The sequence below is a fragment of the Microcoleus sp. PH2017_28_MFU_U_A genome, assembly GCF_020738035.1.
Taxonomy (GTDB): Bacteria; Cyanobacteriota; Cyanobacteriia; order Cyanobacteriales; family Microcoleaceae; genus Microcoleus.
This window is the reverse complement of sequence record NZ_JAEQCX010000093.1, coordinates 1-13199: the sequence shown is the minus strand read 5'-3', so window position 1 is coordinate 13199 and position 13199 is coordinate 1. Positions and strand designations below refer to the sequence as shown.

Annotated in this window: 13 protein-coding genes and 2 pseudogenes; 7 read left to right on the top strand and 8 right to left on the bottom strand. The window is 42.3% G+C overall.

The features are described 5' to 3' along the window. Positions 1-8: 8 nt before the first annotated feature. Positions 9-1316, bottom strand: coding sequence for an AAA-like domain-containing protein (locus JGK14_RS22780; RefSeq protein WP_325315520.1), 1308 nt, complete (start codon positions 1314-1316; stop codon positions 9-11). 379 nt (positions 1317-1695) lie between these two features. Between JGK14_RS22780 and JGK14_RS22775 the strand changes: the two genes are divergently transcribed. Beyond that, positions 1696-1926: a hypothetical protein gene (locus JGK14_RS22775; RefSeq protein WP_325315519.1), complete on the top strand. Its 231-nt coding sequence runs from the start codon at positions 1696-1698 to the stop codon at positions 1924-1926. A gap of 69 nt (positions 1927-1995) precedes the next feature. Here the strand turns inward: JGK14_RS22775 and JGK14_RS22770 are convergent, their stop codons facing one another. The 3 genes from JGK14_RS22770 to JGK14_RS22760 are packed head-to-tail and all read right to left on the bottom strand — an operon-like array spanning position 1996 to position 3178. Further along, the gene (locus tag JGK14_RS22770; RefSeq protein WP_293270933.1) at positions 1996-2199 is read right to left on the bottom strand and encodes a type II toxin-antitoxin system prevent-host-death family antitoxin; all 204 of its coding nucleotides are present in this window, start codon (positions 2197-2199) and stop codon (positions 1996-1998) included. A 19-nt stretch (positions 2200-2218) separates the two neighbouring features. Then, entirely contained in the window at positions 2219-2467 is a 249-nt protein-coding gene (locus tag JGK14_RS22765) for a type II toxin-antitoxin system RelE family toxin (protein ID WP_293225477.1), read from the bottom strand. A 51-nt stretch (positions 2468-2518) separates the two neighbouring features. Continuing rightward, positions 2519-3178, bottom strand: coding sequence for a restriction endonuclease subunit R (locus JGK14_RS22760; RefSeq protein ID WP_293207579.1), 660 nt, complete (start codon positions 3176-3178; stop codon positions 2519-2521). 272 nt (positions 3179-3450) lie between these two features. On the opposite strand from JGK14_RS22760, the gene acs reads away from it, so the two are divergent. Then, complete coding sequence (gene acs, locus JGK14_RS22755) at positions 3451-5421, top strand: acetate--CoA ligase (RefSeq protein WP_325315518.1); 1971 nt, start codon at positions 3451-3453, stop codon at positions 5419-5421. 95 nt (positions 5422-5516) lie between these two features. Here acs and JGK14_RS22750 read toward each other — a convergent pair whose 3' ends face one another. Beyond that, the gene (locus JGK14_RS22750; RefSeq protein WP_293192510.1) at positions 5517-5804 is read right to left on the bottom strand and encodes a hypothetical protein; all 288 of its coding nucleotides are present in this window, start codon (positions 5802-5804) and stop codon (positions 5517-5519) included. After that, positions 5804-6100 (bottom strand): hypothetical protein, encoded by a 297-nt coding sequence (locus JGK14_RS22745; RefSeq protein WP_293192508.1) that lies wholly within the window; start codon positions 6098-6100, stop codon positions 5804-5806. The genes JGK14_RS22750 and JGK14_RS22745 overlap by 1 nt, the downstream gene beginning before the upstream one ends. A gap of 19 nt (positions 6101-6119) precedes the next feature. Here JGK14_RS22745 and JGK14_RS22740 point away from each other — a divergent pair, with 19 nt between their 5' ends. From JGK14_RS22740 to JGK14_RS22730, 3 genes and pseudogenes are all read left to right on the top strand, one after another. Continuing rightward, positions 6120-6278 carry a hypothetical protein gene (locus tag JGK14_RS22740; protein WP_293183987.1) on the top strand — a complete coding sequence of 53 codons (159 nt, stop codon included), beginning with the start codon at positions 6120-6122 and terminating at the stop codon, positions 6276-6278. Positions 6279-6289: 11 nt separating this feature from the next. Next, positions 6290-6469 (top strand): annotated as a pseudogene (locus JGK14_RS22735) (hypothetical protein); the annotation flags it as partial. A 276-nt stretch (positions 6470-6745) separates the two neighbouring features. Continuing rightward, positions 6746-7642 (top strand): thermonuclease family protein, encoded by an 897-nt coding sequence (locus JGK14_RS22730; RefSeq protein WP_293183982.1) that lies wholly within the window; start codon positions 6746-6748, stop codon positions 7640-7642. Positions 7643-7740: 98 nt separating this feature from the next. Here the strand turns inward: JGK14_RS22730 and JGK14_RS22725 are convergent, their stop codons facing one another. Further along, positions 7741-8070 (bottom strand): hypothetical protein, encoded by a 330-nt coding sequence (locus JGK14_RS22725; protein WP_293197997.1) that lies wholly within the window; start codon positions 8068-8070, stop codon positions 7741-7743. A gap of 435 nt (positions 8071-8505) precedes the next feature. After that, positions 8506-10455 carry an iron uptake porin gene (locus JGK14_RS22720; protein ID WP_293270937.1) on the bottom strand — a complete coding sequence of 650 codons (1950 nt, stop codon included), beginning with the start codon at positions 10453-10455 and terminating at the stop codon, positions 8506-8508. A 707-nt stretch (positions 10456-11162) separates the two neighbouring features. Between JGK14_RS22720 and JGK14_RS22715 the strand changes: the two genes are divergently transcribed. Next, a complete protein-coding gene (locus JGK14_RS22715) occupies positions 11163-11930 on the top strand; it encodes a class II glutamine amidotransferase (protein ID WP_293183975.1) in 768 nt (255 codons plus the stop codon). A gap of 524 nt (positions 11931-12454) precedes the next feature. Continuing rightward, positions 12455-13045: pseudogene (locus JGK14_RS22710) on the top strand (transposase); the annotation flags it as partial. Positions 13046-13199 lie beyond the last annotated feature (154 nt).

Sequence of the window (13199 nt, the reverse complement as noted above, 5' to 3'; positions counted from 1 at the left end):
TCCCGACTCTAATCTCGAAATTTTTCGGCAAAATAATCCCGATATAACCGACAGCTAGAAGTGATACCATGCTGATGCCGCTTGACTAAACCCGTACTCAGCAACTTAAATTCTAGCACCTGTTCTAATTTTACCGAACTGTCTGCAAGTACAACTTGTTTAAGAGCGAGTTTGAGCTCAGAATATTTTTGCAAATCCGTCCAGTGACGATACAAGTGCTCGCCGTAAATTCCCACGTCTGTAGCTGCATTGTGCAAAACTTCTGCTAAAGATAGATTGGAATCATGCAAATGATACAGTGCCTTGCGTACTAGATAAGGATAACCACCAACTATTGCCATCAATGCTATCACTTCATCAGTTCCCCAGGATAATTGATGGCGGCGGGCTAAATCTAGAATATTTGGCTGGTTAAATTCGGTCAACTCTACTGAAAAACCGACATTAAAGGGTGATTGATTATGAGGTAATTCCACGTAAACATTTGTAGAATGAAGCAGCACCATTCGTAAGTTTTTCCAAATGTCAGTTTTCTTAGTTTCTTCAAACCAGCTTCGTAACATCTTCAGAAATTCTTGGGCAGTTTTCTCATAATGAAAAATACAGTCGATTTCTTCTAAAGCCAAGACCAAAGGACAATTTATAGCTTCTAAAACTTCAGTTTGAAAGTATTTTTTGCAGTTTACGAGAATGCCCCCGCGCGCCTGCAAATCGATATTACATTCTAGTTTTAGCTTTTCGCTGATATTGAAGCAAAACCATTCAAAAAATTTATTTGTGTTGTTCAATACGTCTTCTTCAGCATCTCTAAAATCTAAACGTACTAACCGATACTCATTTATTTGTGCATTTTTTATGATGCGATTTAATAGAGAAGTTTTTCCCATTAATTTGGGAGCTTTAATGCGAATCATTGACCCCGGTCTTAAAATCTGCTGATAACAGTCAGCTTCCATTCTGGAACGCTCTATATAAAACTCAGAATTTAATGGCACTATCTCTTCTGGAACTTCTAATATTTTTCGAGGTTCAGGGCTTCTTTCCCCAAATTCCTTTAATAACTTTTCACAAACTAATTCGGGTTTGTATTGTACAAATAATTTAATCAAATCATCGCGTTGCGTATATGCACCCGGTTTATTTTCCACCCCAAACAATTTGCAAATCTTTGATATATTGGAAGAAACCGCCGTTCGATCTTTATGTAAAACTTGAGAAGTTTCTGCATCCAATCGACCTTGCAAGAACATCTCTAGCACTGAATGCTGTGTAGAAGTAATATTTTTATAGATCGCCTCAAACTCCTGTTTTGTCATCTTCCCCATGCCGATTCAGCCTCGATCGCGCTTCTTTCTCTTAAATTAGCATAAATCAGAGCTTTAGCGTAGTTGTCCTGTCAATTCCTGGTGAGTTTTCACAATTTTATAAGTCAAACATGATTTGTGAGTTTTTTTTCACAAACTCTTTCACAAATTATTCAAGCCCAACTCACAATCTCTCCAAATTTTTACCTGACAACTAATTTGGGAGTCTAAATTAACGATCGCCCGCGAACACAAACAATCCAGATATTCTAAAGTTACGCATCAAAACCAAAGAAACCGGGTTTTTCGCAGTTGATGCGCTGTAACGAAATATTCCCGCAAAAACCCGGTTTCTGGCCACCCGTGCATAAGTCCCATGAAACTTAAAACCATGAAACTAGAAAAACATAATCCGGACAAGACTAAATTAGCTAAAAAGGTAAAGCAAGTGAAAAAATCTGACAATTCAAACATCAAGTGGTTGATCCAGGAAGTTGTAGTACCGATCGCGATCGCCCTAATTCCTGCCCTAATTCCCTTAGCCACAGCGTCGATCGCCCCTCCAAATCCCCAACAACCGCCAAATCCAGCGATCGATCGCACAATTCCACCGTCAAAATGATGTTTTGTGCGATCGCTCTTAGAAAGGGCGATCGTACAACCGTATAAGACAACAATATCGATCGCAAATTTATGTCTCTAATCCTAACAGTCTCTTCACCTCTGCTAGCGGCACAGAAGGCTGATTTGCCTCTTCTTCCTTCGCCGCCCTCAAATCCATCAAATCTTCTATATCAGCAATTAATTCTTGCAATGCTTCAAATTCTTCGTAAGGTATCACCGCAAATTCCTTTTTGCCATTTTTGGTAATAAACTCAGGATGTAACTGAATCATGGGTATTTCCTCCAATCGTTTAAGAGTAAGCATCTTTTCTGTGTTTGACGCGGTAGATTACCAAAACATCTCCCTCAATTTCAAACAAAACTCGGTAATCTCCTACCCGCAACCGATATTCGGGCGTATAATTAGTTAAGCGTTTCACATCTCCTGCTAGGTTATTTTGCATTAACTCAATCTTGGTCAAAACTCGGTGTTGTACCTCTGCTGGCAAAGATGCTAAATCTTTGACTGCTTTCGGCTTAAACTCAACTTGATAATTCATCAAACTGTCGCCTATCTACAGGATAACTGATAAGCAACCAATTGTATCATCTTACGCCAACTGTAACTGCACATTCTGCAACTTGCAAATCGCTTTCAACACTTGCGCCAACAAGAGCGATCGCTCTCTATCAATCAAATTCAATTCCGGTAAAATCTGATAAGTGCAAGGATTCCCCCGCGTCACCCGCACAAACCGATAACTTTCCCCATTCGTAGTCAATCCCCAAACTGACGATTGCTGCTGCAAACTTTTATAAGCATAAGTCAGCAATTGTGGCAAACCGGCCAAAGGAGCGATCGCACTATTTTTCGCCTCCACTACCAAAATCCAAAACGGTGTCGCCCCTATCTCCGCATCCGGCTGATTTACTGCTAAAATATCCAACCGGCCTTTAATTAAAGTATCCTTATCTTCAACTTCAATGGGTATGCTATCCTCCATTGTCAGTACGATCGGAATATCAAAAAATCCTGTTAATCTCATCAAAGGTGAAAGCACTAAAAACTTAACGAGTTCTTCTGAAACTTTTCCGGCGGATAGGTATCGTCGAAAGTCATTTCTAAGTTTCAATAGTTCCTGCTGTTCTGATTCTGTCAGCGGTTCCAGAGAGAAAAAATCAGTGAAGCCTTCTCCTTCTAACTCTTCGAGTTTGAGAAGGTGGCGAACGTCATTTAACGAAAGTTGGCTTGCTTCTAAATTTTGAGTCATGGCTTTTGTGCGATCGCTGATCCATTCAACTATATTATAAAAGCATTTTCATAGAAATAGCAAAACTCCGCAAATTCAAAGCATAAAAAAATGCCCGGATCAAAACTGATGCCCATTCAGTATCTCTTTGATGAAAATTAGGTAATTGGTAATCGGTAATCGATCCCGATTTTTACACAAGTATTCAAAGTCTTAAGGAAAATAAACATACTTTTACCCCAACTTATGCACAAAATAGCTAAAAAGAGTAAGTTAACTAAAAACTAACAGCGATGTCACAAGATACGATCGAATCAATCCTCCAAGAAAAACGCCTGTTTCAGCCGCCTGCTGAATTCTCCCAAAAAGCTCACATCAAAAGCCTAGAAGAGTACCAAGCCCTCTACGACAAAGCCAAAGCTGACCCCCAAGCATTCTGGGCCGAACTCGCTACCCAAGAATTAGACTGGTTTCAAAACTGGGATACCGTGCTCGACTGGCAGCCGCCCTTTGCTAAATGGTTTGTCAACGGTAAAATTAACATTTCTTACAATTGTCTGGACAGACATTTAACAACTTGGCGAAAAAATAAAGCCGCCCTTATCTGGGAAGGCGAACCCGGAGACTCCCGCACCCTGACTTACGCCCAACTCCACCGCGAAGTCTGTCAAATGGCTAACGTCATCAAAGAATTGGGTGTCCAAAAGGGCGATCGCGTCGGCATTTATATGCCCATGATTCCCGAAGCTGCGATCGCCATGTTAGCCTGTGCCAGAATCGGTGCAGTACACAGCGTCGTCTTTGGCGGATTTAGTGCAGAAGCTTTGCGCGATCGCCTCAACGACGGCCAAGCAAAACTCGTGATCACCGCAGACGGCGGCTTCCGCAAAGACGCAGCAGTCGGCCTCAAAGTACAAGTAGACAAAGCCCTCGCCAACAACGCTGCACCCAGCGTTACCAACGTTCTCGTCGTCCAGCGTACCAAACAAGAAGTGCAAATGGAACCAGGGCGCGATCGCTGGTGGCACGAATTGCAAAAAAACGCCTCCGCAGATTGTCCCGCCGAACCGATGGATAGCGAAGATATGCTATTCATTCTCTACACTTCAGGAAGTACCGGCAAACCGAAAGGAGTCGTCCACACCACAGGCGGCTACAACCTTTACACCCACATGACAACCAAGTGGATATTCGACCTCCAAGATACCGATGTTTACTGGTGCACCGCCGACGTAGGTTGGATTACAGGGCACAGTTACATAGTCTACGGCCCCCTTTCCAACGGTGCAACAACTGTCATGTACGAAGGTGCTCCGCGCGCATCGAATCCCGGTTGTTTTTGGGATGTAATCGAAAAATACGGCGTCACTGTTTTCTACACCGCACCAACAGCAATTCGCACCTTTATGAAGATGGGCGAAGAGTTGCCGAATGCCAGAGATTTATCATCTTTACGATTGTTAGGAACTGTCGGCGAACCGATCAATCCTGAAGCTTGGATGTGGTATCAGCGCGTAATTGGCAACTCGAATTGTCCGATAGTCGATACTTGGTGGCAAACAGAAACCGGGGGAATTATGATTACTTCATTGCCAGGTGCAATCCCCACAAAACCCGGTTCTGCAACCCTTCCGTTCCCCGGAATTGTTGCCGATATCGTTGACCAAGATGGCGAACCAGTAACTAATCAAAGCGGCGGTTATTTAGTAGTCAAACATCCTTGGCCGGGAATGATGCGTACACTTTACAACGATCCCGATCGCTTCCGCCGCACTTATTGGGAATATTTGCACCCAAAAGATGGCCAATTCGTGTACTTTGCGGGGGACGGCGCGCACAAAGATAAAGACGGTTATTTCTGGGTAATGGGCCGCGTTGACGACGTGATTAATGTCGCCGGACACCGACTCGGTACGATGGAAGTTGAATCGGCTTTGGTGTCTCATCCAGCGGTGGCGGAAGCTGCGGTTGTGGGGAAACCGGATGAGATTAAGGGTGAGGAAATTGTGGCGTTTGTGACGTTGCAAAATACTCAGCAGCCTAGTGATGAATTGATTAAGGAATTGAAGCAGCACGTTGTGAAGGAAATTGGGGCGATCGCCCGTCCCGGCGAAATTCGCTTTACCGATGCTTTGCCGAAAACTCGCAGCGGAAAGATTATGCGGCGTTTGTTGCGTTCTTTGGCTGCTGGTTTGGAGGTGACAGGGGATACTTCTACTTTGGAAGATCGGACGGTGTTGGATAAGTTGCGGGCTGATTCCTAGGGGTATTTTTGCAACCGCAGATGTAGGCTGATTAACGCAGATGAACGCAGATAAGATTACATCTGCGTTCATCTGCGGTTTAATTGTTAATTCCGTTATTTACCTCGCCACAAATGAACGGCATCGCTGTTAATTTGCGACCTTACTTGCAGCCAATCTTCTAGCAAGTAGTCATCATCGACTGCTTCTGAATGCTGTTCGTCTTTGAGAATTGCTAAGACGTGAACTCCAGACGGATAGTTGACATGACGGATTTCTGGGTCATATCCTAAGTCTTGAATTTTTGCTAAAATGCGATCGACTGCACCAGCAACAGTTAAATCGACGGCCAGAATAATTTGACCGAGTTTAGCACCAGGTTTTACACACTCCAAAACAGCCATTATTCTTTCTCCTTGTAGTTGCAACGGTACACTTGAGGGCGATTTTCGACTTTTCGGGGTTGAGTTACAGATTCTAATTCAACCCGGTAGCGATCGGCTCGTTTTTGGCACTCCTGTTTCGCTTGGTTGGGGTTATCCGCTAAAATCGGCTCATCCCAACGTTCTGGTTCTTTTTCTGGATCTTGAATCATAATTAAATTGCTCCTTTGTTGGACGTTCAACTTCGGGGAAGTCGTCTTGGCATGGTGCGGTAACATTGTGCCAAGGCGCATTTCTCTGCTATGATTGTACTGCATTTTTCAGTATAATTGCAGTATGAGTAAAAACGTTAAAGTTCTAACCATCCGACTCCCTGAAGTAGAAATGCTTCGGCTAGAAGCTTATTGCGCGAACAGCGGTAGAACAAAAACCGATGTGATTCGCGAACAGATTAGGAATTTAAAAGTTGAAGATAACTCGCTTTACCCCGATTGATCGCCTTGGTTGATTTACGCGCGATCGCCCGTCCCGGCGAAATTCGATTTACCGATGCTTTGCCGAAAACTCGCAGCGGAAAGATTATGCGGCGTTTGTTGCGTTCTTTGGCCGCTGGAGAAGAGGTTTCTGGGGATACTTCGACCTTGGAAGATCGGACAGTTTTGGATAAGTTGCGGGCTGATTCTTAGGGGTATTTTGTAACCGCAGATGAACGCAGATGAACACAAATGAACGCAGATGTGTTTTGATCTGCGTTCATCTGCCTTTATCTGCGGCTGTATATAATTTTAGATCGACCGCCAGCATAATTTGACCAGTTTTTACACCGGGTTTTACATACTCTAGAACAGCCATTACTCTTTCTCCTGGTAGTTGCAACGGTACATTTATTGCATTCAGCAGCAAACTCATGTACAATTAACCCAATATGTGAATCAAATCTCAAGTTTAACAGGGTGCGAAATATGGCAACTAGAATTCCGAACCTGCAAATAACTCAAGTAGTTGATGGCGATACTGTCAAAGTTGCTCTCAACGGCAAAACCGAGTCTCTGCGGCTGATTTGCGTCGATACAGAAGAAAGTTACTCTAACACTTCAAAGCCTGTAACTGCCGCAGGGAAAGCAGCTTCGGAAATGGCTAAACAATACTTCGCTACAGCAAATGGTGGGCTTGCTAAAATTGACATTGAATTTGATACAGACGATCCGGTTGAAATTGCTCTAGAAAAACACCGTGACAACTACGGGCGCCTCTTATGTTACGTACATAAAGATGGAGAAAATTACAATCTAAAACTGATTAAAGAAGGCTGGAGTCCCTACTTTATGAAATACGGGCGATCGAGATTGTATCACCGACAAATGACCGAGGCAGAATCGGCAGCCAAAGCTTACAATCTGATGATTTGGGATCCGATTACCAATGCCAAGATTCCCTCTCGCAACTATGCTAATTTGCTGCCTTGGTGGTCGATGCGAGGCTCGATTGTTGAAGAGTTTCGATTGTCGGAAGCAAGGGACGGAGCACTTTCTGTGAGATTGCACTACCCAAAAATTTTAGCAGCTTCCGAGAAAGCTAAATCTATTACTATTTTCTGCGACTTGCAGGCAGGAATTAATAAATGGATCGGCGGCAATGCCCTGATTTATGCAGGTTCAGTTTATCATAAATTAGATTTGTGGATACCCGATGCCGAAACTTATGAAATGGCTCCTTTGAAGCGGTTGATTGAAAAGCGTTATGCAGGTCAAGGACGCGGTTACGTGTATATCAGCGGCAAGGTTGAACAGTACAAAAGCAAGCCTCAAATAATTTTGAAGAATATCAAACAGTTTTCTGACTTTCCCCCAGAAAGTTGAATTAAAAATGAAGTTAATTAAGCAAATAGAGAGCAATCCTCAGAAAGCATCGCCCTCTCTTCGGCCACGATCTTCTCTTTTTCCGATATCTGCGGTATTTATTGCTGCATTGAAGGAGTATTAAAAAATCGACATCCCAAGGGATTGCTGCGTACAGTTCGATTTTCCGGAGCCGCCGCCGTCGCACTAGGTTGAACGGTTACGGTATTAGTCTCTGAAACCACAAAAGATTTAGAAGTGCTAATAGTTTTTGAGCGATCGCCAGTAGAAGTGTTAGCACCATTCTGCTGGTTAGTGGTTGTTATATTCTTATCTCCCGTTAAATTTATATTTGATTCAACAGCCGTTTGTGCTTGACAAGGACAGGCTGTCAGAGCCGAAATTGCTGCCAAGCCCAGAGCCAAAAAATAGCCATTTGATTTAATCATGTTTTTTTAAATCCTAACTTCAGGAACTATCGAAGATATGTTAAGATATTAATTGAATTTAAAAATAATTCCTAGAGTGTTTGTGCGGATCTTTTTTTTACAAGTAATTCAGTATTTTTATCTACAAAATAAAGATTGAATGACGATATTAGTCCCAAAAATGTGAAGTTTTAGTAAAGCTCATGTGTTTGTACTTAGAAAAAAGATTAAGACATCTTCCTCGGCGTTTTAATCCGCGTCAGAAAGCGAAAACTGATTGAGGTTCAAAACTTGTATTTGTTGCAATAATTCGGGATTCCCGCAAAAAAGTTTAAGTCCTGGCGCGAGCTGACTGATAACTAATATTAATTATTTTAAAATAACCGTTATAAGTTTATAGTGAGGACTTTAGTCGTCTGACTTTTATGAGGACTGAAGTCCCCACTACAAACAAAATCAAAAAGAGAACGAAGTTCTCAAGACACCCACCGTAATCGGATCGCTATTGCGAGTGTGATCTGGTTGAAAAATCACCATTACTCCTGGAGTAACGCTGATATTATCGCTCACCTGCCAGCGGTAGAACATCTCTACATGAGTAGTCGTTCCCGGTTGGCCGCCTTTGCGCCCTAAACCCGTATCTAAAAAATCGGGAATATTGTTGCCTGTCGGTAAATTACTGCTAACAATTTTAGGAGGTTGCCCGATATAAATCCCCCCCAAATTTCCAGTGCCAAATAAATCTGGAAAATTCACAAACACCATATAATTTGTAGTGGCCACACTCCCAGATTTACCCGGAATCCGAGAATTAGTATAACCAGCCCAACCTCCCAAGGAAATACGCGAAGAAACCCGCCAATTTACAGTTGCTCCCACAGCATTCGTTTGGAGGGATGCTGATTTGCTGGTACTGGGATTAACAGCAGTTAATTGACTGTCTCCCGCCAGACCAAGCAAATTGCCGTTAGGCGAATAGTCGTTGACATAATAAACAGTAATATCTAGTGGATCGGCGGGAGTGAGAGTTAATTGCAATCCCAGTGTATTGTGTCCGCTCGGCCCGTTAGAACTGACAAAAAAACCGGGAACTGTAGTAGAATAAACAGCTTGCAAACTCGCTCTTTTGGCAAATTGCCAGTCAATTCCCGCGCCGCCTTGACCGAGACCGATGTTCAAAATAGGGTTTCTTTGAGCGAAGGTTGAAATCGGGCCAGAAGCGGCGCTTTCAGCTCGATTCGGTCCTCGGAAACCGCTAATCATGTTAACTCCTGCTGTCCCTCCAATTACTGCTAATTTATCGCCTACCAGAAAGCGATAGTTAAGATCGCTGAGGGTAAGGGCAGAATTTTCGCCAAAATCGTAAGCAAGGTTTACGTCTTCGGTTAATTGCGGTGATGTCTTTCCTCTCTGATTTAAAAGACCGATGAATAAGTTACTGCGGGGAGTGAATTGAGCCGTTAAATATAACTGACTTAAAGCGATAGTGTTGATATTTGTGCCGGGGTCTTTCGTATCTCTTTTGCCATCTCTAGGAGCGCGATCGGCACGGTTGGGACTGCGACCTTGTATCCCCACAATTGTCAATCCTGATAGCTTGACTGTCGGCGAAAATTGATTGGCTTCTACTTCTGTTATTCGCGCTTCTAATAAGTCGGTGCGCCCTCGCAGTACGGCGATATCGGCTGCAAATTCTTCTTGCAGTTTTTGAATTTTTACCAAGTCTTCTTGCTTGACTCTGTTTTCATTGCCTGTGTCAATTAATTCTCTAATTTTATCTAAACAAGCATTGACTCCGGCTGCAAATTCATAGCGGGTTAAAGCGCGGTTGCCACGAAAGGTACTGTCGGGATATCCAGCTATACAACCGTATCTCTCTACTAAGGATTGCAGTGCTTGAAATGCCCAATCAGTGGGTTTTACATCGCTGAGTTGAGAGACAGATGTAACTTGTTCTGTGCTTTCCTCTGAGATTGGTTCACTCTGGTTTTCAATAGTTGTTGGAGATTCAAGTAAACTGGCATCGGCTGGGAGATTTTGATTGGCTGATTGAGGATTTTCGACTAATATTTTCTGGAGTGAGTCAACTGCAATTTCGGTAGGGGCTGGTTCAGCAAGAGTTGCAGGAGTAGGGGAAGACTGGGGTAAGCTGGGTGTGGATGGTGGGATAGACCGATCGACAAATTGCTGATTTTCCGGTAAGATTGTCTCCGGTGCCTCAACTGCAATTACGGAAATTGCAGTTGGGGTGCGTTGAGCCTGGTTTTCAATCACAGCGGGAGATTCGGGTAAACTTGGTTGTGCTAATGCTGGAAGGCTAAATAGTCCTTGCAATCCCCATCCGAGGATTAAGCCTGTGAGAATTTGTCGGTTTGGGCGATCGTCTTTTTGATTGAGATTTTGCATTTTCAGTTGTTATACTTGGTGCTTGTTGATTGAAGATATGTGAAAACGAGACGACCCGATCAAAAATGACGCTATGAAATTAAAGATATTAGTAGTGAACTGCGCCGGAGAAACCTGAAAATCTCTGCCGAAGTGTAGTTAATGTAGCTAACATTAAATACCTGCTACTTGTCGCCAAAAATAACTCACAATCTCGTCATATTTGGGTGTTTTAGCATTCCTAATTAGATCGATCACATTGGCATTAATCTGATTGATTTGATGGAAAATTACGATATAGTCATCAATATGCTGTTAATGTGATAACTGATACCAGTTTAAAAAATAATGTAACAGTCGTCAAGCTCCAAACCAGATAAAATAAGTTATTTCCAACTTTTGCATCTAAAATCACCTGACTTTTTGTGGCAACTGAATCGCCAGTGTGTTGATAGTTGTTTTACTATTGCGCAGGGATAGATACCCCGCCAGCCCACATCAGCAAATATTTGCAACACAAACGGAACAATCAAGACTGCTCTCGGGGATAGGGTACTGAATTTTAGCGCCTCGGATTTTTCTCTAACTAAGTATTCTTACGGTTGACAAAGCAAATTAATTATGTTTTTTTTATAACGCTAAATCACTTCATACTATAATGGTATTATCAAAAATCTGTAGCTGCCCATAGCTGCGGCATCCATCCAAACTCCAGAGATTTAAAAGCTATGTGCCAATTACTGGGAATGAACTGCAATGTTCCAACAGATATTTGCTTCTCTTTTGAAGGTTTTTCTGCAAGAGGTGGTCGAACAGACATTCATCAAGACGGTTGGGGAATTGCTTTTTTTGAAGGCTTGGGATGTCGCCTGTTTATAGACTCAAAACCTGCGGTTGCTTCTCCGCTTGCTGAAGTAGTGCGTCGCTATCCCATTCACTCAACTAACGTCATTGCTCATATTCGTAAAGCTACTCAAGGGGAAATTGCTCTAGAAAACTGTCACCCTTTTATTCGGGAACTTTGGGGGCGGTATTGGGTATTTGCCCACAATGGAAATCTGGAAAACTTTAATCCTGAAAGTGCCGGGATTTACAAACCAGTCGGCAAGACTGATAGCGAAAAAGCTTTTTGTTTAATATTAGAAAAGCTGCGAGAAAGTTTTCCTCACAATAAACCTACTGTGACGGAAATTTACGTGGTTCTCAACGAAATTACTAAAAATCTTGCCGTTCAAGGAATTTTCAACTATTTACTTTCTGATGGAGAACACTTGTTTGCACACTGTTCTACTAATCTGCATTATATTGTGCGACAAGCACCTTTTGCCAGCGCGCACTCGATCGATGAAGATGTAACTGTGGATTTCCGGGAATTGACCAAAGAGGACGATCGCGTCGCGGTGATTGCCACTTTCCCGCTCACTGATAACGAAGTCTGGACGCAAATAGAACCGGGAAAATTGCTGGTATTTCAGGATGGTTTGCCTGTTATTTGAAAGCCGAATTAAAAAAAGATTAATGAAATTAAACCTTGTTGCATATTAGCTTTCCAAGTGTATACTTTGACTTTATATGGTTCCAAAATTATTAATTCATATTCAACTAATGCTCTTTGAGGACTCTAGGAAAATCGATTTTATTTCAGACAGCAATTCGCTGAGATAGTATAGCCTGTTGATTTTTATATGAATTCTCACACAGCACCAAAGTTACATTAAGCTGTTCGACATTCAAACTGCACTATTTGTAGCTCAGACCCCATGCTGTAAGAGGTTCAAGCAATAAATTTAAATGACTAACAGCTTAAACATCTGTAACGAGGAAGGTTATGTAGGGCTTGCTGAATAAGCCTAAAAGCCTTACCTGAAAAGACTTTGACTCGCGATCGGCGCGGATAAAGTGTAAGACTATGAGCTAAAATTAGTCAAAAGCCATGCACAGCATCACTTTCGTTCATGTACCGAAAACTTGACTAGGGCCCCAAAAGCACCGTCCAACTTTGACCTTAACGATCGCGTGACAATTATCAGAGAATAATCGTTGGGTAATCATGGCAAAAATAATTCCGTGGTCAGAATTTGAAGTAGAATATGCCAAAAATTTCACCTGCTCAACGGGAGCTCCTGCCAAATCGTTTCGTATCGCCTTAGGGGCATTAATAATCAAAGAAAGATTAGGAACTAGCGATGCCGAAACAGTAGAACAAATAAGAGAAAACCCATACCTACAATACTTCCTAGGTCTGAGTGGCTATAGTAATGAAGCACCATTTGACTCATCCATGCTCGTTTATTTTCGGCAAAGAATAGGTGTCAATCTAGTCAATAAAATCAACGAAAAAATGGTCAAAGAGCAGACCGAAGTGCCAGGAGAGCTGGTTGAAAAAAAGTCATCAGAAATAAGTGAATCCAAAAATCAAGGAAAATTAATATTAGATGCAACCTGCGCGCCAGCCGACCTTAAATATCCGACCGACTTAGGACTATTAAATCAAGCAAGAGAGAATACTGAAAAAATCATAGATGCTCTACACAATCAAATTAAGTCACCTGTAAAAAAACCGAGGACATATCGAAACAGAGCCAGGAAAGAATACCTAGCCATAGCAAAATAACGAAAACCACGACGATAATCCAATACGGTTTACTTAAGGGTTGGGAGGCTTTAAAATATTAAAAATAGGAGGATTAGTTTTTATTCCAGTACCTCTGTGCTTGACTTTTTTGGATTTAAACTTTGAAACAGGTTTTTTGACAACTCTTGGG

Excerpts from the sequence above, each read along its gene's own strand:
- JGK14_RS22780 (WP_325315520.1), bottom strand. The coding sequence starts at position 1,316 with ATGACAAAACAGGAGTTTGAGGCGATCTATAAAAATATTACTTCTACA.
- JGK14_RS22775 (WP_325315519.1), top strand. The coding sequence starts at position 1,696 with ATGAAACTAGAAAAACATAATCCGGACAAGACTAAATTAGCTAAAAAG.
- JGK14_RS22770 (WP_293270933.1), bottom strand. The coding sequence starts at position 2,199 with ATGATTCAGTTACATCCTGAGTTTATTACCAAAAATGGCAAAAAGGAA.
- JGK14_RS22765 (WP_293225477.1), bottom strand. The coding sequence starts at position 2,467 with ATGAATTATCAAGTTGAGTTTAAGCCGAAAGCAGTCAAAGATTTAGCA.
- JGK14_RS22760 (WP_293207579.1), bottom strand. The coding sequence starts at position 3,178 with ATGACTCAAAATTTAGAAGCAAGCCAACTTTCGTTAAATGACGTTCGC.
- acs (WP_325315518.1), top strand. The coding sequence starts at position 3,451 with ATGTCACAAGATACGATCGAATCAATCCTCCAAGAAAAACGCCTGTTT.
- JGK14_RS22750 (WP_293192510.1), bottom strand. The coding sequence starts at position 5,804 with ATGGCTGTTTTGGAGTGTGTAAAACCTGGTGCTAAACTCGGTCAAATT.
- JGK14_RS22745 (WP_293192508.1), bottom strand. The coding sequence starts at position 6,100 with ATGCAGTACAATCATAGCAGAGAAATGCGCCTTGGCACAATGTTACCG.
- JGK14_RS22740 (WP_293183987.1), top strand. The coding sequence starts at position 6,120 with ATGAGTAAAAACGTTAAAGTTCTAACCATCCGACTCCCTGAAGTAGAA.
- JGK14_RS22730 (WP_293183982.1), top strand. The coding sequence starts at position 6,746 with ATGGCAACTAGAATTCCGAACCTGCAAATAACTCAAGTAGTTGATGGC.
- JGK14_RS22725 (WP_293197997.1), bottom strand. The coding sequence starts at position 8,070 with ATGATTAAATCAAATGGCTATTTTTTGGCTCTGGGCTTGGCAGCAATT.
- JGK14_RS22720 (WP_293270937.1), bottom strand. The coding sequence starts at position 10,455 with ATGCAAAATCTCAATCAAAAAGACGATCGCCCAAACCGACAAATTCTC.
- JGK14_RS22715 (WP_293183975.1), top strand. The coding sequence starts at position 11,163 with ATGTGCCAATTACTGGGAATGAACTGCAATGTTCCAACAGATATTTGC.